Annotated in this window: 21 protein-coding genes and 2 pseudogenes; 22 read left to right on the plus strand and 1 reads right to left on the minus strand. The window is 42.9% G+C overall.

What is annotated here, in order from left to right; genetic code table 11:
* Positions 1–16: 16 nt before the first annotated feature.
* Positions 17–670, plus strand: coding sequence for a ribulose-phosphate 3-epimerase (locus G4417_RS08150; protein ID WP_055150228.1), 654 nt, complete (start codon positions 17–19; stop codon positions 668–670).
* Positions 671–714: 44 nt separating this feature from the next.
* Here the strand turns inward: G4417_RS08150 and G4417_RS08155 are convergent, their stop codons facing one another.
* Positions 715–936 carry a hypothetical protein gene (locus G4417_RS08155; RefSeq protein ID WP_055150225.1) on the minus strand — a complete coding sequence of 74 codons (222 nt, stop codon included), beginning with the start codon at positions 934–936 and terminating at the stop codon, positions 715–717.
* Between the two features lie 382 nt (positions 937–1,318).
* Here G4417_RS08155 and G4417_RS16935 point away from each other — a divergent pair, with 382 nt between their 5' ends.
* From G4417_RS16935 to G4417_RS08255, 21 genes and pseudogenes are all read left to right on the plus strand, one after another.
* Positions 1,319–1,459: a hypothetical protein gene (locus tag G4417_RS16935; protein WP_156331186.1), complete on the plus strand. Its 141-nt coding sequence runs from the start codon at positions 1,319–1,321 to the stop codon at positions 1,457–1,459.
* Positions 1,429–2,031: an IS630 family transposase gene (locus G4417_RS08165; RefSeq protein WP_156331185.1), complete on the plus strand. Its 603-nt coding sequence runs from the start codon at positions 1,429–1,431 to the stop codon at positions 2,029–2,031. The genes G4417_RS16935 and G4417_RS08165 overlap by 31 nt, the downstream gene beginning before the upstream one ends.
* Before the next feature lie 110 nt (positions 2,032–2,141).
* Entirely contained in the window at positions 2,142–2,531 is a 390-nt protein-coding gene (locus tag G4417_RS17140) for a family 1 glycosylhydrolase (protein ID WP_055150219.1), read from the plus strand.
* Positions 2,518–2,939, plus strand: a pseudogene (locus G4417_RS17145) (family 1 glycosylhydrolase). The gene G4417_RS17140 and the pseudogene G4417_RS17145 overlap by 14 nt, the downstream one beginning before the upstream one ends.
* Positions 2,940–3,184: 245 nt before the next feature.
* On the plus strand, positions 3,185–5,377 hold the full coding sequence (locus G4417_RS08175; RefSeq protein WP_173683264.1) for an alpha-galactosidase: 2,193 nt from the start codon (positions 3,185–3,187) through the stop codon (positions 5,375–5,377).
* A gap of 27 nt (positions 5,378–5,404) precedes the next feature.
* Positions 5,405–6,415 carry a LacI family DNA-binding transcriptional regulator gene (locus G4417_RS08180; protein WP_173683265.1) on the plus strand — a complete coding sequence of 337 codons (1,011 nt, stop codon included), beginning with the start codon at positions 5,405–5,407 and terminating at the stop codon, positions 6,413–6,415.
* Between the two features lie 286 nt (positions 6,416–6,701).
* Positions 6,702–8,060: an ABC transporter substrate-binding protein gene (locus tag G4417_RS08185; protein WP_118247107.1), complete on the plus strand. Its 1,359-nt coding sequence runs from the start codon at positions 6,702–6,704 to the stop codon at positions 8,058–8,060.
* Positions 8,061–8,281: 221 nt separating this feature from the next.
* Positions 8,282–9,295, plus strand: a complete 1,014-nt coding sequence (locus tag G4417_RS08190) for a carbohydrate ABC transporter permease (protein WP_118247108.1) — start codon at positions 8,282–8,284, stop codon at positions 9,293–9,295.
* Positions 9,295–10,140 (plus strand): carbohydrate ABC transporter permease, encoded by an 846-nt coding sequence (locus tag G4417_RS08195; RefSeq protein WP_118247109.1) that lies wholly within the window; start codon positions 9,295–9,297, stop codon positions 10,138–10,140. The genes G4417_RS08190 and G4417_RS08195 overlap by 1 nt, the downstream gene beginning before the upstream one ends.
* Before the next feature lie 32 nt (positions 10,141–10,172).
* Positions 10,173–11,195: a glycoside hydrolase family 130 protein gene (locus tag G4417_RS08200; protein ID WP_173683266.1), complete on the plus strand. Its 1,023-nt coding sequence runs from the start codon at positions 10,173–10,175 to the stop codon at positions 11,193–11,195.
* Between the two features lie 175 nt (positions 11,196–11,370).
* Positions 11,371–12,420, plus strand: a complete 1,050-nt coding sequence (locus tag G4417_RS08205; protein ID WP_173683267.1) for a GDSL-type esterase/lipase family protein — start codon at positions 11,371–11,373, stop codon at positions 12,418–12,420.
* On the plus strand, positions 12,420–13,496 hold the full coding sequence (locus G4417_RS08210) for an SGNH/GDSL hydrolase family protein (RefSeq protein WP_173683268.1): 1,077 nt from the start codon (positions 12,420–12,422) through the stop codon (positions 13,494–13,496). The genes G4417_RS08205 and G4417_RS08210 overlap by 1 nt, the downstream gene beginning before the upstream one ends.
* Before the next feature lie 24 nt (positions 13,497–13,520).
* Positions 13,521–14,879: a GH1 family beta-glucosidase gene (locus G4417_RS08215; RefSeq protein ID WP_173683269.1), complete on the plus strand. Its 1,359-nt coding sequence runs from the start codon at positions 13,521–13,523 to the stop codon at positions 14,877–14,879.
* A 57-nt stretch (positions 14,880–14,936) separates the two neighbouring features.
* Positions 14,937–15,665, plus strand: a complete 729-nt coding sequence (locus tag G4417_RS08220) for a hypothetical protein (RefSeq protein ID WP_156331184.1) — start codon at positions 14,937–14,939, stop codon at positions 15,663–15,665.
* A 117-nt stretch (positions 15,666–15,782) separates the two neighbouring features.
* Positions 15,783–16,961 carry an AGE family epimerase/isomerase gene (locus tag G4417_RS08225; protein WP_055150185.1) on the plus strand — a complete coding sequence of 393 codons (1,179 nt, stop codon included), beginning with the start codon at positions 15,783–15,785 and terminating at the stop codon, positions 16,959–16,961.
* Positions 16,951–18,099: pseudogene (locus G4417_RS17500) on the plus strand (glycosidase); the annotation flags it as partial. The gene G4417_RS08225 and the pseudogene G4417_RS17500, both read left to right, overlap by 11 nt.
* Positions 18,091–19,803: a phospho-sugar mutase gene (locus G4417_RS17505; protein WP_055150358.1), complete on the plus strand. Its 1,713-nt coding sequence runs from the start codon at positions 18,091–18,093 to the stop codon at positions 19,801–19,803. The pseudogene G4417_RS17500 and the gene G4417_RS17505, both read left to right, overlap by 9 nt.
* Before the next feature lie 116 nt (positions 19,804–19,919).
* The gene (locus tag G4417_RS08240; protein WP_055150182.1) at positions 19,920–20,861 is read left to right on the plus strand and encodes a type I phosphomannose isomerase catalytic subunit; all 942 of its coding nucleotides are present in this window, start codon (positions 19,920–19,922) and stop codon (positions 20,859–20,861) included.
* Between the two features lie 261 nt (positions 20,862–21,122).
* Positions 21,123–21,590, plus strand: a complete 468-nt coding sequence (locus G4417_RS08245) for a hypothetical protein (RefSeq protein WP_173683270.1) — start codon at positions 21,123–21,125, stop codon at positions 21,588–21,590.
* A 19-nt stretch (positions 21,591–21,609) separates the two neighbouring features.
* A complete protein-coding gene (locus G4417_RS08250) occupies positions 21,610–21,975 on the plus strand; it encodes a CidA/LrgA family protein (RefSeq protein WP_173683271.1) in 366 nt (121 codons plus the stop codon).
* Positions 21,975–22,667: an LrgB family protein gene (locus G4417_RS08255; RefSeq protein ID WP_173683272.1), complete on the plus strand. Its 693-nt coding sequence runs from the start codon at positions 21,975–21,977 to the stop codon at positions 22,665–22,667. Before G4417_RS08250 ends, G4417_RS08255 begins: the two co-directional genes overlap by 1 nt.
* Positions 22,668–22,859: the final 192 nt, after the last annotated feature.

Below are 22,859 nucleotides of genomic sequence, written 5' to 3' on the forward strand. Positions count from 1 at the left end.
GAAGGGAGAGAACAATATGGCAAAATTGTCGCTTTCCCTGTTCGCAGCAGATATTCTGCAAATGAATGAGGAGCTGCAGCAGACAAAACGTTCAGAAATTACATCATTTCATGTGGATATTATGGATGGACATTTTGTACCATTATTTGGATTGAATCCAGTCTGGCTGAAACAGATAAAAAAAGTCTATTCCATTGATCAGGATTTCCATTTTATGGCATATATGACAAAAGAAATGCTGGAGCCTTATTTTTCACTGGAACCGGTAGGAATCACCATTCATCTGGAAGCAGGGAAGAAAAAAGAAAATCTGGAAATACTTCAGCAAATAAAAGAAAAAGGTATACGTGCCGGAATTGCCATATCACCGGAAAGTGAATGGGAAGAAATAAAGCCCTATCTGGACGAGGCAGAAGAAATACTGGTAATGAGTACCGTACCAGGAAGAGAAGGATCTGTATTTATAGAGAGTACATACGAAAAGATCAGGTGTATCAAACATCTGATAACAGAACAAAAGAGAAACACAATGTTAAGTGTGGACGGTGGGCTGAATCTGGAAAGAGCATTGGACTGTATCAGAAACGGTGCAGACCGAATCATTATGGGGCGGGCTTTTTTTGGTAGTAACCAGAAGAAAGAGCTTGTAAAAGAAATCGTGGAGGCATAAATGTCAGGAGACAGAGGAACGCAAAAATCTCTGTCTCCTGATGCTTATTTTTCCGTTTCGGTTTTTGTCTCTGAGCCAAGTCTTCCGGCAAGGAAGATACTGGTCGGTCCATCAGCTCCGCTAATGATAGCTGTGGAGGTCGTATCATCGGCAGAAGTTTCTGCATTTTCTGTATCTACATCGTCTTCTGTCCGGACAGAATCCCAGCCGATATTGAATCCAGTCAGATTCCAGTTCTTATTGTGGGTTGCAAAAAGAAAGACCACGTCGTTATCTGTGGAATCATCGCTTTCCGGTGTAGCGGAAAATTCCGTTTTCTCTGTGGTGTTTTCAGAAGCACTTCCGTAGTATAATAGATGTCCATATCGGTAAGCTGAGTATCATATTCATCTGTTTCCGAATCAATTGCAGTTTCTATGATTGTCTGTGTGTTTTCATGATCCTGTGGCTTTGCTTTGGTATCGTCTGGTTTATTGGCGGCAAATACCGTCAGAGAAGAACACTGCAGAGCAGCACTTAAGCAAATAATTTCATGTTCATCGTAAAACTCCCTTCATGCATGAAAATTATTAGGCGTTTGCGAAATGCCAAACACCGCATAAATACGGCGTTTTTTTGTTGTTAAAATAAAATATCTCCTCAAGGTTTATGGTAAAAGAGAAAGCAAAAATTGTTCTTGATACTCCGGTCAGCCGTGAGGCAATCCGAAGAGCCTTAAAAAAAACAAACTTCGACCTTACAAAAACGACTACTGGTGCATCCCCCAAAAAGATGATGCCGAATTTATAGCATGTATGGAAGATGTCCTTGATGTATATGAACTCGCATACAATCCTGAAAGACCAGTTGTATGCATGGACGAAAAACCTTACCAGTTACTGGGCGATGGAAGGAAACCACTGCCCATGCGTCCGGGTGACAATCAGAAAACAGATTCGGAATATGTCAGGAATGGTATCTGCAGCATATTTGCTTTTATCGAACCGCTTGGAGTCACTCATTATGTCAGCGTGCGAGAACATCGTACTGCCTTTGACTGGGCAGAAGAGATAAAATATCTCGTTGATGTCATGTATCCTGATGCAGAAAAAATAATTCTTGTTATGGATAACCTTAACACCCATAAACCGGCGTCCTTGTATAAAAGGTATCCAGCAGATGAGGCAAGACGGATTATCAAGCGTTTGGAAATTCTCTATACACCCAAACATGGAAACTGGCTTGACATTGCAGAAATAGAACGGAATGTAATGACCAGACAGTGTTTGTCACGAACGATTGAAAACATTGCAAGTCTTCGTGAAGAGTTAGCTGCGTGGGAAGTCGAGCGTAATAAAGTCGCAGCAAAAGTTAATTGGTAGTTCCGAACTGCTGATGCAAGAGTGAAGTTGAGTTCATTGTATCCTACGTTTACAACAGCTTCCGAATAGGAAGTTGTTGTAATGCTAAATATCAATGTGCCGGCACACTGGTGGCAGAACGGTTTAGTGACAGGGTTAAATACTTTTTTACACTGAATGAACCACAGTGCTTTGTGGGTCTTGGATTTCTGAATGGAGAACATGCACCAGGTCTGAAAGCACCTCTCAGGGACACTTTTGAAATGGCACATAATGCGATGAAAGCACATGGAAGAGCAGTTCAGATGCTCCGACAGTATGGAAAACAGCCGCTTATTATTGGTCATGCACCTACATGCGGGATGTGTTATCCTGAGACAGAAAAACCGGAGGATATTGAAGCAGCAAGACAGGCTATGTTTTCTATGCAGTCAGATGACAGAAACTGGACATGGTGTATCATGGTGGTCGGATCCGGTTCTGCTTGGACATTATCCGGAAGAGGGTATGAAACGTTATGAAGCATATCTTCCGCAGATCATGGATGAGGATATGAAGCTGATTTCGGAACCGATTGATGTTTACGGACAGAATATCTACAATGGGAGATGCGTTCGTATGGGAGCAGACGGAAAACCTGAAGATGTGAAACGTTATGAAGGTTTCCTGAAAACAGCAATTGACTGGCCGGTAACACCGGAGGTACTTTACTGGGGACCTAAATTCTTATACGAACGGTATCAGAAGCCGATGTACATTACGGAAAACGGTATTTTCAGTGGTTGCTGATGGATAATTTTGAATGGTCAAAAGGTTATTCGGAACGTTTCGGACTTATATATGTAGATTTCAGAAATCAGCAGCGGATTCTGAAAGATTCCGCATACTGGTATCGAGATGTAATACAGACGAATGGAGAAATGCTGTAAGAAAGTACAGAACAGAAAAAGACTTCTTTATCGGAAATTGGTTGTAATTTTCGAAAAGAGGTCTTTTCTTTGTTTCTTTTGCCAGTTTTTTCTTTTCTGTTTTGGCGGTTTTGTATAACTTAAAAAATTAAGTTGACTGGAAATTAAAAATTAAGTATACTGACAGAGAAAAGAAACGGAAAAATCCATCCAACACAACGGATGAAACAATTTTCGCAGAGACTGCATAACAGAAAGGAGCAGAAATGGCTGTTCAGTTTAATGAAGACAAGAAAATCTTCCGTCTGGATACGGAAACAAGTACTTACTTAATGGGATTAACTCCGGAGGGATATCTGGGACATATTTATTACGGAGACCGCTTATATAAAGCAGCAGAGAATTATATGCTGCGTATGGAGGAGCCACCGTATACACCATCTGTAAACAAAAGAGAGAAATCTTCTTTTCTGGACAGTTTTCCAATGGAATACCCGACCGGAGGAATCGGAGATTACCGTGAAAGCTGCCTGAATGTGCGCAATGAAGCTGGTCAGATGGGATGCGAAATCCACTATGTTTCCCACGAAATTTATAATGGGAAAAAAGCTCTCAAAGGACTTCCGGCATCTTTCGGTACAGAGGAAGAAGTACAGACTCTGGATATCCTCTGCGAAGACGAGATCCTGAGATTGCAGGTAGTGTTAAGCTATTCTGTATTTGAAAAAGAGAACGTGATCACCAGAAGTGTGAAATTAATTAATAAGGGTGATCAGAAGCTTAAAATTGAGAAAATCTACAGTGCATGTCTGGATATGGACAACGAGAACTTTGAGATGTTGACACTTCATGGTTCCTGGGCAAGAGAGCGTCACATTCAGCAGGGACCGCTCCGTTATGGAAAACAGATGGTATCCTCTACAAAAGGAGAATCCAGTCATCAGGAGCATCCCTTTGTGGCTCTGGTAACACCGGGAACCACTCAGCAGCAGGGCAAAGTTTACGGAATGCATTTCGTATATTCCGGGAACTTTATCGGACAGGCAGAGTTAAACCAGTTTGATTCTGTACGTACAGTTATGGGTATCAACAAAGAAGAATTTGGCTGGATCCTGAAAGCAGGAGAAGAGTTCCAGGCACCGGAAGTTGTTATGACTTATTCTCATGAAGGTCTGGGAGAAATGACCAGAAGCTATCATGATTTCTACAGAAACCACATGATCAGAAGTAAATATCTTCATAAGAAGAGACCAATCCTGATCAACAACTGGGAAGCTACTTACTTTGATTTTAACACTGATAAGCTGTTAGATATCGCAAGAGAAGCGAAGTCCTGCGGTATTGAGATGCTGGTTATGGATGACGGCTGGTTTGGCGTGAGAAACAGCGATAACTGTTCTCTTGGCGACTGGAAGGTCAACACAGATAAGATCACAGGCGGACTGAAACATCTGGTAGATGAAGTAAATAAGATTGGTCTTGAGTTTGGTATCTGGTTTGAGCCGGAGATGATTTCTCCCAACTCTGATCTTTACAGGGCGCATCCGGAATGGGCAATCCAGATTCCGGGAAGAGAAGCAACACAGAGCAGGCAACAGTACGTCCTTGATCTTTCCAGATCAGAAGTACTGGATTATGTATATGAGAGCGTGGCTTCTATCTTAAGAAGTGCCAATATTGCTTATGTGAAATGGGACATGAATCGTCAGTTAAGTGACCTGGGAAGCACTTATCTGGGAGCAGAAGAGCAGCAGGAACTTTTCCATCGTTATGTTCTGGGTGTTTATGCACTTCAGGAGAGACTGGTTACAGAATTCCCTGACCTTCTTCTGGAAAACTGCTCCGGAGGTGGTGCACGTTTCGACCCGGGTATGTTATACTATAGTCCACAGATTTGGTGTTCTGATGACACAGATGCCATCGAGCGTTTGATGATCCAGGAAGGAACTTCCCTGATCTATCCGTTATCTACCATGGGCGCTCACGTCAGCGACTGCCCGAACCATACAGTTGGCAGGGTGACGCCTTTCGAGACAAGAGGACATGTGGCACTGGCAGGTACCTTTGGATACGAACTGGATGTGACAAAGATTCCGGAAGAAGACAGAAAGATGATTCCGGAGCAGACAAAGATGTACCACAAATATCATGAACTGGTACGTGAGGGTGACTACTACAGAATTGCTTCCTACAGAGAGAATCATCTGTATGACTGCTGGGCAGTAGCTGCAAAAGATAAGAGAGAAGTTCTGGTAACTTATGTGCATGTACTCAGCACACCCAATGCCCACAGCAGAAGAATCTTCCTGCAGGGATTTGATCCGGAGGCTGTCTATGCGCTTGAGGGAACCGAAGAGAAATATACAGGTGAGATGTTGATGAAGTGTGGTTTCCTTGTGAAAGGGTTCTGGGGAGACTTTAAGAGTAAATTGTATCATTTTGTGAAAGTGACTGAGTAAAGGGGATAAGAAAGGACATATAATGTAATGGGAAAAGTAAGGATGGCTGATATTGCCGCAAAGGTAGGAGTCAGCACTGTAACTGTTCACAATGCTCTGTCTGGCAATAAGGGCGTTAGTGATGAGATGCGGGAGAAAATCCAAAAGGTGGCAGATGAGCTGGGTTATCATCAGATGACGGTAGCAGCCAAGCGTGAAAGAAATAAAGGTGGCCTGCGCAATATCGGTGTCATTATTTCAGAGAAATATTTGGCGGCATATACTACTTTTTACTGGAAAATGTATCAGGAACTTGCTCTGGTAGCTACAGATAAGGGCTGTATGGCTGCTGTAGAGATCCTGAAGTATGACATGGAGGATAATTTCATTCTTCCGAGGATCCAGGAGGAGCATACAGTAGATGCCCTGGTAGTGATGGGAGAGATCAGCAGGGAGTATATCCACTTTATGAAAGAGCGCACAGATGTGCCGGTGATATTCCTGGATTTCTATGACAAAGAGCTGGCAAATGATGCAGTCATCACTGATAACTTCTATGGAATGTATCTGATGACAGGGTACCTGTTTGAGCAGGGATTCACAAAGATGGCGTATGTTGGTTCTATTCATGCGACCAGCAGTATCATGGACCGTTACTGCGGTTTTTACAAAGCACAGTTAGAGCATGGACAGGCTCTGCTGGACGAATGGCTGATTGAGGACCGTGATGAAAAGGGTGCTATGAGCATCAGGCTGCCGGAGCATATGCCGGAAGCCTTTGTATGCAACTGCGATCTTGCTGCGGGAATGCTGATCATGGAACTGGAGAAACAGGGATATCGCGTGCCGGAGGATATTTCCGTAGTTGGTTTTGATAATTACCTGTACCCTGGATTCCCGGACAAAAAAATTACCAGCTATGAGGTAAATACACAGGCGATGGCAAAAGTGGCGCTGGAAAAAGCACTGAAACAGATTAAGAATCCTGCTTCAGGACGAGGCCTGAGCATTGTTTCCGGAAAGATTGTGGAAAAAGAAAGCGTTCGCAAGAAAAACTAAAGAATTAGCAGTTCTTCTGCGCAACTTAATAGATGACTTAAAATAAAAATTAATCAAAAACCACCAAAAGCTTCTGCTACCCGTCAAAAGCGGGTATGACAGGAGCTTTTTTCTTGTGATTTTATACAAAACCTCAACTTAAATATTTCGTACTATTAACAAAAATGTTTATTTAAGTGAAAATAGCTTGATATTTAAGTTAGATGTGGTAAGATTAAATCAACTTAAAGGTAAGCGAATTAAGAAAAGCTTAAGGAAAAGTGAAAAGGGTAAAGGAGGAACCGACATGAGCGTGTCAAAGAAAGTGTTAAGTGTAGGTCTGGCTGCAGTACTTGCAGCATCTATGATCCCGGCAGTTGGTGTTTTTGCAGCAGATGAGGAAATCCCAACACTGGATCAGATCAAGGTAGGAGAAGATTATCAGGATCTGAAAGCATCCATCAAAGTGCTGACAAACCGAACTGATATTGTGGATACTGTATATAAAGGATATGCAGATGAATTTATGAAGATGTATCCAAACATCAAGGTTGAATACGAAGGAATCACAGATTATGAGCAGTCTCTGGAGCTTCGTCTTACAACAGGCGACTGGGGTGATCTTTGTTTCATTCCTACCAGTGTTGACAAGAGTGAATTAAGCAGTTATTTTACACCACTTGGCGATTATGACACATTAGATCAGACATACAATTTCGTACAGGACAAGAGCTATGACGGAACTGTATACGGAATCGCTAACGGCGGTACAGCAAGTGGTATCGTTTATAATAAGAGAGTTTGGAAAGAGGCAGGAATCGATGAACTTCCATCTACTCCGGATGAATTCCTTGAGGACTTACAAACAATTAAAGATAACACAGATGCAGTTCCACTGTATACAAACTTTGCAGCAGGATGGCCAATGGGAGCATGGGATGCTTACATCGGTGTAACTGCAACAGGCGATGCAGATTACATGAACAACACAATCTGCCACACAAAGAATCCGTTTGCAAAACAGGACGATATGACAGGTCCATACGCAGTTTACTATACCATGTATGAATCTGTTGCAAGAGGACTTGTAGAAGATGACCCTGCATCCAGTGACTGGGAATCTTCCAAAACAAAAATGAACTCCGGTGAGATCGCAACAATGGTACTTGGCTCCTGGGCAGTACAGCAGTGTAAAGACGCTGGTGACACTCCTGATGATGTAGGATATATGCCATTCCCGATCACAGTTGACGGAAAACGTTATGCAGGTGCAGGCGGAAACTATTCTTTCGGTGTAAACAATCAGGCGGATACAGACAACCAGATCGCAGCAATGCTTTACATGAAATGGCTCATCGAAGATTCTTCTATCTATGATGATGAAGGAAGCATCCCGGCATTAAAGAGCGGAGATCTTCCGGATGCACTTGCTGATTTCGAAGGTGTTGAACTTCTTGCAGACAACCCTGCAAAAGAAGGCGAAGAGTCCTTATTCAACGAACTTAACAGCGAAAGCGAAGTTGGTATCAACAACGATGATTACCCAGACTGTGAAATCCTTGAAGCTGCTCTGTATGGTTCTAACACATTAGATGAAATGATGGATCAGTGGAATGAAAAATGGTCTGATGCACAGGACAGTCTTGGTGTAGAAGTTAACGAATAAAAAATTGCTGTAACTGTAAAGGTACTGAGCAGTTACAAAACACTCATGAGCGTGTTTGGAAAAGTTTACACAGAAATTTTTCAGACACGCTCTCTATGTGAAAGAAACATAGTTACTTTACACGGAGTAGACAGTAACAAGACATACAGTATTGACCAACGGGAATCTGAAGCAAGATCCCTATCGGTGGATACTGAAGAGAGTTTTATAAGGAGGGAATTATGAGTAATCCGGCAACAGCAACTCCTAAAACAAAAAAGTCGTTCGGAGAATGGATTAAGAGCAGAAAAGGTCAGAAATGGATCGTAATTATCACATTCATGTTCGTACCGTTACTGCTTCTTACTGTTTTTACATATGTTCCGTTCTTTAAGATGGTACAGTTCAGTTTCTATAAGATGAAATATATCGGACCGAGAACTTTCGTAGGCTTAAAGAACTACAAAGAAGTATTTTCCAGAAGTGAGTGCTTCAAATCTTTGTATGTCAGCCTTTATTACATGGGCGGGGCAGTGATTCAGCTTGCACTTGCACTTTTCTTTGCAACATTAATGGTATTTAAGACAAAAGGTGAATCCTTCTTCAAGGGAGCAATGTTCTTCCCATATCTGATCTGTGGTATTGCAGTTGGTTTCATCTTCAAATTCTTCTATGCAAGAGGATTCGTACTTGACTCCATCCTCCAGGCACTGGGAATTAAATTGGAAGATATTCCTTACTGGTTACAGGACAAAAAGATTAACAACATTTCGCTGGCAGCGACTTCCGTATGGAGATACACAGGCCAGAATATGATCCTGTTCCTGGGTGCAATGATGTCTGTAGATTCTGACCTTTATGAGGCAGCTTCTCTGGACGGTGCAAATAAATGGCATCAGTTCCGCTACATTATTCTTCCAAGTATCAAATCTATCGTAGTACTGAATCTGATCCTTTCCATCAGCGGTTCCTTAAGTGCATTCGAGCCGCCATATGTTATCACAAACGGTACTATGGGAACGGGTACATATTTCGTAATCATGAACCGTCTGGCTCATGAAAATCAGAAAGTTGGCCTTGCCTGCGCAATGGCAGTCGTACTTCTGGCAATTATCGTTGTCTGCACAGTCGCACAGAAACTCTTCTTCAAATATGCTTTTGATGACGGTACATCCGATGAGTCCAAGGCAGCAGTAAGAAAGAGAAAGAAAGCAGAAAAAGCAGCAAGAAAGGCAATGAAGGGAGGACAGGCATAATGAGAACAAAAACCAGTCCGATTACAGTTATTTTTAATATTTTTAAATATGTGGTACTGATCCTGGCAGCAGTCATTGCGCTGGTTCCGGTATGCGTGTGTATCCTTACTGCTTTTAAGACAACAGATGAATACAATGCATCTTCTGTATTGGATCTTCCAAAGACATTTGCTTACTTTGAAAACTTTAAAATTGCATTTACACAGGCTAATATGCTTCGCGGATTTATCAACACAGCACTTGTACTGATCGTGGTACTGACTGTTTCCGTATTTGTAGGTGCAATGCTTGCTTACGTTTTAAACCGTTTCCAGTTCAAAGGAAACGCAGTGATCCAGAACCTGTTTATGTTTGCAGCACTGATTCCTGGTATTGCTACACAGGTTACTGTTTATCAGATCATGTATTCCTTAGGTCTGATCAATCATCTTTACGGATATATGATCGTATTAATGGGCACAGATATTATTTCCATTTACATTTTCCTGCAGTTCTTCGAGAACCTTCCGGTATCTTTAGATGAATCAGCGATTATGGATGGATGTACATATTTTGGAGTATTCTTCAAGATTCTGTTCCCGCTTCTGAAACCGGCGATTGTTACTTCAGTTGTTCTGAAAGGTGTTGGCGTTTACAACGAGTACTATATGTCAAACCTGTATCTGCAGAACCAGGATCTGAAGACAATTTCCACAGCACTTTATACATTTACAGGCCCTTATGGTAACCAGTACAACTACATCTGCGCTGGTGTTATCATCACAATCATTCCGATCCTGATTCTTTTCCTGATCTTCCAGAAACAGGTTTATGGCGGAATGGCAGCAGGAGCTGTTAAGGGTTGATGCCTGACTTTATATGAAAGAGGAGAATGACAATGAGCGAAGTTAAAATTATCGGACCTGCAGTGCCAAACGTACCGTGGCAGGAAAAACCGGCAGAATTTATGGGAGCTCCGGTATGGAGATATAACGAAAACCCGATCATCGGAAGAAATCCGGTCAAAGAAGTTGCAAGAATTTTCAACAGTGCAGTAATTCCTTATGAAGGAGAATTCATCGGTGTGTTCCGTGGTGAGCAGACAAACGGAATCCCGTATATTTACCTTGGCAGAAGCAAAGATGCTATTCACTGGAACTTTGATGAAAATAAGATTCAGTTCGTAGATGAAGACGGGAAAGAATTCATGCCTGTATATGCTTACGATCCTCGTCTTGTAAAAGTAGAAGATACTTACTATATCATCTGGTGCCAGGATTTCTACGGTGCAGCGATCGGTATGGCAAAAACAACAGATTTCAAAACTTTTGTAAGAGTTGAGAATCCTTTCCTTCCATTTAACAGAAATGCAGTTTTGTTCCCGAGAAAAATCAATGGAAACTTTGTAATGCTTTCCCGTCCGAGCGACAGCGGACATACACCATTCGGAGATATCTTCCTTTCTGAGAGCCCTGACCTGACTTACTGGGGAAAACACCGTCATGTAATGGGTAAGAGCAGTGAATGGTGGGAATCTCTGAAGATTGGCGGCGGTGCAGCTCCGATTGAGACAACAGAAGGATGGCTTCTGTTCTACCATGGAGTAAGTGGAACCTGTAACGGATATGTTTACAGTATCGGTGGTGCAATCCTTGATATCGACAATCCGTCTATCGTGAAATACCGCTGCCAGAACTTCCTTCTCACACCGGAAGAATGGTATGAAGAACGTGGATTTGTTCCGAATGTCACCTTCCCATGCGCAACAATCCATGATGCAGAAAGCGGAAAGATTGCTATCTATTACGGATGTGCAGATACTTATGTAGGCCTTGCATTTACAGAAGTTGATGAGATTGTTTCCTATATTAAAGAACACAGTGTTGTGACAGAAGAAGATACTGAAATCGGAAAGAGATAATCAACCTGCAATTATAAAACAGGATGAGACAGGGGCGTCGTGCCATGTGTGATGGCGTGAGGCTCCTGTTTTGCCTTACCGGCTAGTACAGTGAATATAGCAGAAACTTAATTTTCGCTGTACTGATCAGTAATATGGGAGATTATGAGATTATAGAAGACAGAGGGCAGGAAGAATGACAATTTTAGCAGATCATAAGAAATTGATTTACAGTGGAAGAATTGACTGGAGTAATCCGCTGGAACCGATTTTTGTATTTCCGTGTACATTTGTAAAAATGAAATTTACAGGAAACGTTTTGAAAGTTCATGTGAAGAACCGTAATGCTTATTGGAACAATTATCTGGGAGTGATCCTGGATGGGGAGCAAAGTTGTGTTCTCCTTCCGAAAGACGGAGAAGCGCTGCTGGATATTCCGGTAAAAGAATCCGAGAAAACGGAACATGAAGTGATGATCTTCAAGAGACAGGATTCCTGCCATGAACTTACTTTCCTGGGATTTGAGCTTGGCCAGGGAGCAGAAATCATGGATTCAGATCCGTTGCCGGAAAGAAGAATCGAAGTGTATGGAGATTCTGTATCAGCAGGTGAGGTATCTGAGGCTGTGGACTACACGGGAAAAGAAGACCCGGAACATAATGGCGAATATTCCAACAGCTGGTATTCCTATGCATGGATGACTGCGAGAAGATTGAATGCGCAGATCCATGATATTGCTCAGGGTGGAATTGCTCTGAGGGATCATACTGGCTGGTTTTACGAACCGGAAGCAATTGGAATGGAGACAGCCTGGAATAAAATACATTATAATCCACTGTTTGGGAATGCAACAGAGTGGGATTTCTCCAAATATACACCGCAGGTGGTAATTGTGGCAATCGGTCAGAATGATAATCATCCGGACGATTACATGAAAGAAGACTACAACAGTGAGAGATCAAAGCAGTGGAGAGAACATTATAAGGCATTTATAGAAGGGCTGAAGAAACAGTATCCGGAGGTAAAAATTGTCTGCTGTACAACCCTGCTCTGCCATGATGAGTCCTGGGACAGATCAATCGGGGAAGTTGTGAAAGAATTGGATCATCCGGACATCACCCAGTGTCTTTTCACACGAAATGGAAAGGGTACTCCCGGACATCTACGTATCCCGGAGGCAGAGGAAATGTCTCAGGAGCTGGCTGCTTATATAGAGAAACTGAATGTGAAGGGATGGGAGAAGTGATGGAAAAGATAAATCTTTCAAGACTGAAAAACTGTATGGCAAGAGCACAGAGAGGTGAAGAACTGACCATTGGTTTCCTGGGAGGTTCCATTACCCAGGGAAGCCTTGCCACTGAGCATGAGAATACATATGCCTACAGAGTGTTTACCTGGTGGAAGAAAACCTTTCCAAAAGGGGAATTTCATTATGTAAATGGCGGGATCGGAGGAACAACTTCTCATTATGGAGTTTCCAGAGCTGTTACGGATGTGCTGATGTATCAGCCGGATTTCGTAATGGTGGATTTCAGTGTGAATGACGAACCGGATGAATTTTTCCAGGAAACCTATGAAGGTGTCATACGTAAACTTCTTCGGTGGAAATCAGAACCTGCAGTGGTAATCCTGAACAATGTATTTTATGACACGGGAAAAACTGCTCAGGATTTTCACAATGCAGTGGGTAACCGGTATCAGGTTCCTCATGTCAGCATGAAAGATACTCTGTATCAGGAAATGAAGCAGGGAAAATATACAAGAGAAGAACTGACACCGGACGGTCTTCATCCAAATGATAAAGGCCATAAACTGGTGGCAGAGAAGATCATTGCATTTCTGGAAGAGGTTCGAAGCCATATGGCAGAGCCGGAAGATGAGCTGACGATTCCGGAACCAATGACCCAGAACGCATATGAAAATGCCAGACGACTGACAATCCGGGAAATTTCTCCGGAGCTTGCAGGATTCCGGGCAGATACAGAAGAGAAAACAGGACATCTGGATCACTTCAAAAACGGATGGATCGGAAAGAAGCCGGGAGATAAGGTTACTTTTGAGACAGAAGGCTCCTGTATTGCGGTACAGTACAGAAAAACCATTCATAAGCCTGCACTGCGTGCCAAGCTTGTGCTGGATGGGGACAGAGCCAATGAGGTACTTCTTGATGCAAATTTCGATGAAGACTGGGGTGACTGCCTGTATCTGGAACCAATCCTTCACCATGGGGAAAACAAAACTCATACGGTAGAAATTGAAATCCTGCCGGATAACAATAAAGACGCAACGCCATTTTACCTGATGTCTTTGATCGTGGCGTGAAATATCAGACAAGGAGAACCGATTATGGGATTCAGAGAAGATTTTGCATGGGGAACTGCAACCAGTTCCTATCAGATAGAAGGTGCTGTAAAAGGCGAAGGAAAGGGAGAACATATCTGGGATGTTTATACAAAAGAACCGGGACACGTGTTTGAAGGCCATACAGGAGAAACTGCCTGTGATCATTATCACAGATATCCGGAAGATGTAAAGATCATGAAAGAGATGGGACTGAAGGCTTATCGTTTCTCCATTGACTGGACAAGAGTGCTTCCTGATGGATATGGAAAAGTAAATGAGAAGGGGATTGCGTTTTATAATGCACTGATCGACGAGCTTCTGGACAATGGGATTGAACCGTACATTACTCTGTATCACTGGGAACTTCCCTATGAAATCTATAAACAGGGAGGTTGGATGAATCCTCAGATTGTAGAGTGGTTTGGCGAATACGCAAAGCTTGTAGCCGAACGATTCAGCGACAGGGTGACACATTATTTTACAGTAAATGAGCCTCAGTGTTTTGTAGGACTTGGATTCCTGACAGGGGCGCATGCTCCCGGGCTGAAATCACCTTTACGTGATACCTTTGAGATGGCGCACAATGTAATGAAAGCCCATGGACAGGCAGTCCGAATGCTGCGCCAGTATGGCAGGCAGCCCCTTGTTATTGGCTATGCACCTACCTGCGGTATGGTTTATCCGGAAACAGAGAAGCCGGAGGATATTGAGGCGGCAAGACAGGCAATGTTCGCTCTGCAGCCGGATAACAGTAACTGGACATGGAATGTTTCCTGGTGGTCAGACCCGGTTCTTCTTGGTCATTATCCGGAAGAAGGGCTGAAACGCTATGAACTATATCTGCCAAAGATTACAGAAGAAGATATGAAGCTGATTTCTGAGCCCATCGATGTTTACGGACAGAATATCTACAATGGAAGATGTGTCCGCATGGGGGCTGACGGGAAACCGGAAGATGTGAAACGCTATGCAGGTTTTCCGAAAACAGCCATCAACTGGCCGGTAACACCGGAAGTACTTTACTGGGGGCCGAAGTTCTTATATGAACGCTATCAGAAACCAATCTATATTACTGAGAATGGAATTTCCTGTCATGATGTGATCTCACTGGATGGAAAAGTCCACGATCCAAACAGAATTGATTTTCTGGCACGTTATCTTCATGAGCTGAAGAGAGCTGCTTCGGAGATTGACCTGAGAGGATATTTCCAGTGGTCACTGATGGATAACTTTGAATGGGCAGAAGGATATGCCCAGCGTTTCGGGCTTGTGTATGTAGATTTCAGAAATCAACAGAGAATTCTGAAGGATTCTGCATACTGGTACAGAGATGTGATCCGGGAGAATGGCAATAATCTGTAAATGGTTTCCGGAAATGCTCGGCAGTATCTCCGGACTTTCAGGCGGAAAGGTAATGCAATGAAGAAAACAGCACTTGATGATGATGCTTATCTTTATCAGAAAAGAGAAGAAAAGACAGAAAAAGAAAAATGGTCAGAAATGAACCGACATCAGAGAATGCAGTATTTTCTGGATTACTATCTGGTGAAGCTGCTGGTTTTTACAGGAATTATCCTGGCAGTTGTTCTGTTTGTATGGAATTTTATAAGTAAGTCAAAAGAAGACACAGTACTCTATGTGGCTGTGGTTGATGAAGTCTTACAGACAGAAGGAACTGAGAAACTGAAAGAAGAGCTTACAGAATATCTGGGGGCAGATGGAAAATATCGGAAAATAATAATCGATGACAGCTTTTATATGGATGATGGAGGCCTTGAGAAGCTGGAAGTGTATCTTTATAATAAGCAGATTGATGTGGTCATAGCGGATGAAGCTGTGTACAAAGAACTGGCAGGTTATGGTTTTTTTCAGGATATCAGTACTGTTCCCGGTGTTTCTTCAAAATATGCAGATCTGTATGTGAAAGCAGCCGGATATAAAGATGAAGATACAGATAAAGACACAGATTCTTTTGAGGATCATTCAACCGCAAAAGGTGAGGAACTTCCTTATGGAGTGGACATTTCCGCAAGCAGGATCAGTGATATTAAAACAAAGATCCAGATGCCTGTACTGTCGATAGCGCAGGGAGCTGAGAATATGGAAAATGCAGTGAAATTGCTGGACTTTATTTACAAACAGAGATAAGATGAAGATAAAAAGCATCTGTAAAAATAATTTAACCAAATCAGGGAAGTCCCCTGCTGAGTTTGCAAAAAAGCAATAAGCAGTGGGTGGGGACTTGTTTGTATCAGGAGGAGAAGAATGGGTACATTTGCAAAGGAAATTGAGGAAGAATTAAAGCAGAAGCTAATCCCTTTCTGGGAGAATTTGAGGGATGAAGAGAATGGCGGATATTATGGCTATATGGGTTATGACCTTAAGGTACAGAAGGATTATGAAAAGGGATGTATCTTAAACAGCAGAATCCTGTGGTTCTTTGCCAATGCCTATATGACACTGGGACAGAAAAAACTGAAAGAGGATGCAGATCATGCATATGCATTCCTGAAAGAGAAGTGTCTGGACAGAGAATATGGTGGCATGTTCTGGTCAGTCACTTATGACGGAAAACCGGCAGATACAACTAAGCATACATATAATCAGGCTTTTGCAATCTATGCTCTTTCTTCCTATTATGATGCCACCGGTAATGAGGAAGCCCTGGAGATCGCCAGAGGACTTCAGAAGGTGATCGAGGAGAGATGTACGGATGAGTACGGATATCTGGAAGCATTCAACCGTAAATTTGAACCGGAAGAAAATGACAAACTTTCTGAGAACGGAGTCATTGCAGAGAAGACCATGAATACACTTCTTCATGTATTCGAAGCATACACCGAATTCTATCGTGTGACAAAGGACGAAAAGACCGGTGACAGGCTGCGTTTTATGATGGATATTTTCGCAGACAAGGTTTATAATAAGGAACTTGGAAGACAGGAAGTTTTCTTTGATAAGACATGGAACAGTCTGATCGATCTGTATTCTTACGGTCATGATATTGAGACTTCCTGGCTGATGGACAGAGGCCTTGAAGTGCTGGGTGATGAGAAATACACAGCGAAGATCGCACCGATCACAGCCGAGATTGTAGAGAACATTTATCAGAGGGCCTATAATGATCATTCCCTGATGAACGAATGTGAAAAGGGTGTGAATGATACAAAGAGAGTCTGGTGGGTACAGGCTGAGACAGTGGTAGGTTTCCTGAACGGATACCAGAGAAATCCGGAGAAGAAAGAGTACCTGCAGGCTGCCGAGGATGTATGGAGCTATATCAAAGCATATCTGCTGGACCCGAGAGAGGGTTCTGAGTGGTTCTGGTATGTAAACGCAGACCACACACCTGCAGATGAACCAATCGTAGAACCGTGGAAATGCCCGTATCACAACGGACGTATGTGTATGGAAGTTATAAGGAGGATGAAAGATGCTGAATAAACAGTATTACGTTGAAAAAGCGAAAGTAGAAAAACTGATCGCAAGAAAGAATCAGAAATCAGATTTTTACAATGGAATTTATGACCGTTATGAATATCCGGTACTGACAAGAGAGTTCGCACCGGTTGAATGGAGATATGACCTGAACCCGAAGACAAACCCCAATTTCCAGGAGCGCCTTGGAATCAACGCAGTAATGAATTCCGGTGCTATTGAACTGAACGGAAAATATTATCTGGTTGTCCGTGTAGAGGGAAATGACCGTAAATCTTTCTTTGCAGTAGCAGAAAGTGATACAGGAATCGACGGATTCCATTTCTGGGATTATCCGGTACAGCTTCCGGATACCTGTCCGGAGGAAACAAACGTATATGACATGCGTCTGACCAAACACGAAGATGGATGGATCTACGGTGTATTCTGCTCTGAGAGCAAAGATACAACAAATCCGGATCTGTCTGCAGCAGTTGCAGAAGCCGGTATTGTAAGAACAAAAGATCTCAAGACATGGGAGCGTCTGGACAATCTGAAAACTCTTCAGTCCCCGCAGCAGAGAAACGTAGTTCTTCATCCGGAATTTGTAGATGGCAAATATGCATTCTACACACGTCCGATGGACGGCTTCATTGAAACAGGAAGCGGCGGAGGAATCGGATTCGGTCTCTGCGACGATATCGAACATGCAGTGATCGATGAAGAGAAGATCATCAGCAGAAGAATTTACCACACACTGACAGAGTCCAAGAACGGTGCAGGTGCAGTGCCGATCAGAGGTAAGAAATGCTGGATCAACATTGCTCACGGTGTAAGAAATACAGCAGCAGGACTTCGTTATGTTCTCTATGTATTCGGAACAGATTTAAATGATCCGTCTAAAGTGATCGCTGAGCCATCAGGTGTATTCCTTGTTCCGCTTGGAAAAGAGAGAGTCGGAGATGTTTCCAATGTAGTATTTACAAACGGTGCCATCGCAAGAGAAAACGGAGATGTTTATATTTACTATGCATCCTGCGATACAAGAATGCACGTAGCAACTACAACTATTGACAAACTGGAAGACTATCTGTTCAACACACCAAGAGATCCACACCGTTCTCCGGACTGCGTAAAGCAGCGCTGCGAACTGATCATGAACAATACTTATCAGCGCTGGTGCGAGGATGAGTACTTTGACGCAGACACAAGAGCTGAGCTAAAAGCAATCGCAGATGATCCTCAGGAGATCAAAGAGAGATTTTACAAAGATCTGGAATTCGGTACAGGCGGACTGAGAGGAATTCTCGGTGCTGGTACCAACCGTATGAACATTTATACAGTAAGAAAAGCAACTCAGGGACTTGCAAACTTTATCATCAAAGAGAACGCACAGGCAAAGGGTGTTGCCATTGCATTTGACTCCAGACATATGTCACCGGAATTTGCAAAAGAGACAGCTCTGTGCATGGCTGCAAACGGAATTAAGGCATATATTTTCCCGTCCCTTCGTCCTACACCAATGCTTTCCTTTGCACTTCGTGAGTTAGGCTGCATAGCAGGTGTGGTGGTAACTGCAAGCCACAATCCGCCACAGTACAATGGATACAAAGTTTACTGGGAGGACGGCGCACAGATCACAGCTCCTAAGGATAAACAGATCATTACAGAAGTTCAGGCGATTACAGATTTCGCTCAGGTGAAGACAATGTCTGAAGAAGATGCAAAGGCAGCCGGCCTTTACGAAGTGATCGGTGAAGAAATTGATGACAGATACATGGAAGCTCTTAAGAAACTGGTTCTCCGTCCGGAAGCTATCAAAGAGCAGGCAGATAAGCTGAAAATCGTTTACACACCTCTTCACGGAACAGGTAATATTCCGGTAAGACGTGTACTGAAAGAACTTGGATTTAACAATGTTTATGTAGTAAAAGAGCAGGAGCTTCCTGACGGAGATTTCCCTACAGTAAGCTATCCGAACCCAGAGGATAAGAATGCATTTACACTGGCTCTGAAGCTTGCGGCAGAAGTGGACGCAGATATCGTTCTGGCTACTGACCCGGATGCAGACAGACTTGGAATTTATGCAAAGAATGAGAAAACCGGCGAGTATGAAAGTTTCACAGGAAATATGTCCGGAATGCTGATCCTGGAATATCTTCTTTCCCAGAAAAAAGAACTGGGTATGCTTCCTGAGAATGGTGCTGTTGTAACTACGATTGTTTCCGGAAAAATGGCAAGAGCTATTGCGAAAGAATACAATGTGGCACTGATCGAGACACTGACAGGATTCAAATACATTGGTGAGCAGATTAAATTCTTTGAGCAGAATCATGACCATGAATTCCTCTTCGGATACGAAGAAAGCTACGGCTGTCTGGAAGGTACCCATGCAAGAGACAAAGATGCAGTTGTAGCTGTTATGGCTCTCTGCGAGGCAGCAGCTTACTATAAATCAAAAGGAATCACTCTCTGCGAGCAGATGGAGAAGCTTTATCAGAAATACGGATTCTATAAAGAAAGCCTTTTCTTCCAGACCTTCCCTGGAGCAGAAGGAAAAGCAAAAATTGATGGTCTGATGGATGCGCTGAGAAACGAGCCTCCGAAACAGGTTGGTCCGTTCAAGGTAACTGCGCTTGAGGATTATAAGAAGAGCGTACGCACAGATATCGCAACAGGCGAAACTTCTGCACTGACACTTCCGGAATCCAATGTACTGTACTTTGAGCTGGAGGATGGTGCATGGTTCTGTGTAAGACCATCCGGAACAGAGCCGAAGATTAAATACTATGCAGGCGTGAAGGGTACAGATGCACAGGATGCTGCAGACAAGCTGGAAGCATTATCCAAGGCAGTTGTGGAACTTTAACACAAAGAGCCTGAAATACTTGTCTGACTAAGTAAAATAGTAGACAGGTAGTAAAGAAAAGGGGCACGCAGGAGAATCTCTCAGGCGTGCCTGAAGTAAATGGAGGAAATTTACAAATGGCAATTTTTAAATTAAAACCAAGCTGCAAGGATTACCTCTGGGGCGGTACAAGATTAAGAACTGAGTTTGGGATTGAATATGACAGGGATCCTCTGGCAGAGTCCTGGGAGCTTTCCTGTCATCCGGACGGACCAAGTTATATTGTAAACGGAGAATATGCAGGGAAAACTTTGCAGCAGTATATTGATGAAAACGGGAAAGAGATTCTGGGAACTGACTGCCAGTCCTTCGAGCAGTTCCCGGTTCTGATCAAATTTATTGATGCAAAAAAAGACCTTTCCATCCAGGTACATCCGGACAATGCTTACGCACTGAAAAACGAAGGACAGTACGGAAAGACCGAGATGTGGTATGTGATGGATGCGGCAGAAGGGGCAAGCCTTTTCTACGGATTTGCAAAAGAAGTTTCTGAAGAAGAATTTGAGGAACGTATCCGCAATCATACTCTCACAGATGTTCTGAATAAAGTAATGATCCATAAAGGTGACGTACTTTTTATTGATCCGGGCACTATCCATGCCATTGGAGCAGGAAGCCTGATCGCTGAAATTCAGCAGAATTCCAATGTTACATACCGTGTTTACGACTATGGACGCAAAGGACCGGACGGAAAAGAGCGAGAACTTCATGTAGACAAGGCTCTCCAGGTGACAAAACGTGAGCCTGCAGCTACTGACAGGGATTTCGGACCACACGTTGCATCCTGCGAATATTTCACAGTAGACAAAGTGATCCTGGACGGACTGAGAAGAAAGAAACTGACAGGAGAAGCTGACGGCACTTCTTTCGTAAGTGTACTGGTTATGAGTGGTGCAGGTAAGATCACTGCAAGCGGACAGACTATGGAAGTGAAGAAGGGTGACAGTATCTTTATCACAGCCGGTTCCGGCGAGTATGAGCTGGAAGGTGATATGGAGGCACTGCTTACCACTGTATAAATAAGCGTACTTCTTAAAAAAATTATTAAAGAAAAAGTTTTTACAGAAAGCCTGTGAAGCCTGTAAAAACTTTTTCTTTTTTTGCTTATCAGACCGGTGATGCAGACCGGATTATTTTGTATTTTTTGAAAAACATATAAATATATGAAGGAAAACAACAGGATTTCCGCAGAAACAGCCTTGCAATTTGTGATGAATACGTTATAATAAAAAAACGTAACGAACCTAAATTGGTTAGACCAATATGAAGGAGTTGAATATTTGAAAAGTAAAAAAGAACGAGACTGGAAGTTTATTATCGGTATGATTGTTCTGCTTGCCATTTTTGCTGTAATGGGAGGTGCTTTCTGGAATATGGTAGGAAAGCAGGCACAGATGGTCAGAGAAGAAGAGCAGAAAGAGGAAGCAAATGCTATTTCTGCAATCTATATCGAAACAGGAGAATTTTTGAAGACCGGAGTTTTTGTGGATCTGAACAATGGAACTATTTTCAGCGCAGACATACCGGCAGAGGGCATTTACAATAAAAAAGGAAAATTAATTTCCGATGATGTATTGGAAAATGGGGATAAAGTAAAGATATACGGCGATGGGATCATGTTGGAATCTTTCCCGGGACAGTATCCGGGCGTGACAAAGATTCAGAGAACCGGTCGTGCATCTCTTGAGGAAACTCAGGAGTATGAAGATCTGGTAAATGGAATGATGAAGCCTGTAGCCGTTCAGTAAGGATTAGAGGAGACTGAAAATGAAATACGTAAGACAATTCTGGATTATTTTACTGATATCTGCAATGGGAGAGGCATTACATGTTCTGATCCCGCTTCCTGTACCTGCAAGTGTGTACGGACTTGTGATTATGCTGATCGCACTGGGAACACACATTATCAAACTGGAACAGGTCAAAGATGCAGCGGAATTTCTCATAGAGATTATGCCGGTTATGTTTATCCCGGCAGGTGTCGGATTACTGACAGCCTGGGGCATACTGAAACCGGTATGTGTGCCGATTATTCTGATTACAGTGATCACCACAGTTGTGGTAATGGTTGTGACGGGGCGTGTCACACAGGCAGTTATTCGTATGGACAGAAAGAAAGGACAGAAAAGATAATGACACAATTTATGAGTAATTCCCTGTTTTTTGGCGCAGCGATCAGCCTGATCGCATATGAGGCAGGACTTCTTTTGAAAAGAAAATTTAAGATGGCAATTTTTAATCCCCTTCTGATCGCGATTATTGCAGTAATAGCGGTGCTTTGTTTACTGCATATTGATTATGACACCTATAATCAGAGCGGTCAGTATATCAGCTACCTGCTCACACCTGCAACGGTCTGCCTGGCAGTTCCGCTGTATCAGCAGATGGAACTTCTGAAAAAGAATCTGAAAGCAGTAGTTATTGGAATTATTTCCGGTGTACTTGCCAGTCTGGTCAGTGTGCTGATTCTTGCAAAGCTGTTCAGCCTGAGCCATGAGCAGTATGTAACACTTCTTCCGAAGTCCATTACCACTGCTATCGGAATGGGGGTTTCCGAGGAACTGGGTGGTATAGTAACGATTACGGTTGCGGTTATTATCATTACCGGCGTTCTGGGAAACATGATCGCAGAGACTGTGATCAAACTTGCGCGCATTGAAGAACCCATCGCTAAGGGGCTGGCGCTTGGAACCTCTGCCCATGCCATCGGTACTGCAAAGGCAATGGAGCTGGGTGAAATAGAAGGTGCCATGAGCAGTCTTGCAATCGCAGTTGCCGGTCTTCTGACTGTTGTAGGTGCGTCTGTGTTTGCGCAGTTTATGTAAGAACAGTAGTAATTGCCTGATAAATTGTTTGGGCAATATATCTGTTGATTTTAACCTAACATCATATTATTTATACAAGAATTTATACAAGAGAACTGTTGTGTCAGATGAACAGATGAACTGACATAACAGTTTTTGCTTGAATGAAAAAGTAAATTCTACATTCTAATATACCTTGATTTTATGCGGGAT

It is taken from the genome of Blautia wexlerae (assembly GCF_013300825.1).
In the GTDB taxonomy this organism is placed as follows: domain Bacteria; phylum Bacillota; class Clostridia; order Lachnospirales; family Lachnospiraceae; genus Blautia_A; species Blautia_A wexlerae_B.

What these genes read in the sequence shown, in the direction of transcription:
- G4417_RS08150 (WP_055150228.1), top strand. Translation starts at nt 17, where the DNA reads ATGGCAAAATTGTCGCTTTCCCTGTTCGCAGCAGATATTCTGCAAATG.
- G4417_RS16935 (WP_156331186.1), top strand. Translation starts at nt 1,319, where the DNA reads ATGGTAAAAGAGAAAGCAAAAATTGTTCTTGATACTCCGGTCAGCCGT.
- G4417_RS08175 (WP_173683264.1), top strand. Translation starts at nt 3,185, where the DNA reads ATGGCTGTTCAGTTTAATGAAGACAAGAAAATCTTCCGTCTGGATACG.
- G4417_RS08180 (WP_173683265.1), top strand. Translation starts at nt 5,405, where the DNA reads ATGGGAAAAGTAAGGATGGCTGATATTGCCGCAAAGGTAGGAGTCAGC.
- G4417_RS08185 (WP_118247107.1), top strand. Translation starts at nt 6,702, where the DNA reads ATGAGCGTGTCAAAGAAAGTGTTAAGTGTAGGTCTGGCTGCAGTACTT.
- G4417_RS08190 (WP_118247108.1), top strand. Translation starts at nt 8,282, where the DNA reads ATGAGTAATCCGGCAACAGCAACTCCTAAAACAAAAAAGTCGTTCGGA.
- G4417_RS08195 (WP_118247109.1), top strand. Translation starts at nt 9,295, where the DNA reads ATGAGAACAAAAACCAGTCCGATTACAGTTATTTTTAATATTTTTAAA.
- G4417_RS08200 (WP_173683266.1), top strand. Translation starts at nt 10,173, where the DNA reads ATGAGCGAAGTTAAAATTATCGGACCTGCAGTGCCAAACGTACCGTGG.
- G4417_RS08205 (WP_173683267.1), top strand. Translation starts at nt 11,371, where the DNA reads ATGACAATTTTAGCAGATCATAAGAAATTGATTTACAGTGGAAGAATT.
- G4417_RS08210 (WP_173683268.1), top strand. Translation starts at nt 12,420, where the DNA reads ATGGAAAAGATAAATCTTTCAAGACTGAAAAACTGTATGGCAAGAGCA.
- G4417_RS08215 (WP_173683269.1), top strand. Translation starts at nt 13,521, where the DNA reads ATGGGATTCAGAGAAGATTTTGCATGGGGAACTGCAACCAGTTCCTAT.
- G4417_RS08220 (WP_156331184.1), top strand. Translation starts at nt 14,937, where the DNA reads ATGAAGAAAACAGCACTTGATGATGATGCTTATCTTTATCAGAAAAGA.
- G4417_RS08225 (WP_055150185.1), top strand. Translation starts at nt 15,783, where the DNA reads ATGGGTACATTTGCAAAGGAAATTGAGGAAGAATTAAAGCAGAAGCTA.
- G4417_RS17505 (WP_055150358.1), top strand. Translation starts at nt 18,091, where the DNA reads ATGAACAATACTTATCAGCGCTGGTGCGAGGATGAGTACTTTGACGCA.
- G4417_RS08240 (WP_055150182.1), top strand. Translation starts at nt 19,920, where the DNA reads ATGGCAATTTTTAAATTAAAACCAAGCTGCAAGGATTACCTCTGGGGC.
- G4417_RS08250 (WP_173683271.1), top strand. Translation starts at nt 21,610, where the DNA reads ATGAAATACGTAAGACAATTCTGGATTATTTTACTGATATCTGCAATG.
- G4417_RS08255 (WP_173683272.1), top strand. Translation starts at nt 21,975, where the DNA reads ATGACACAATTTATGAGTAATTCCCTGTTTTTTGGCGCAGCGATCAGC.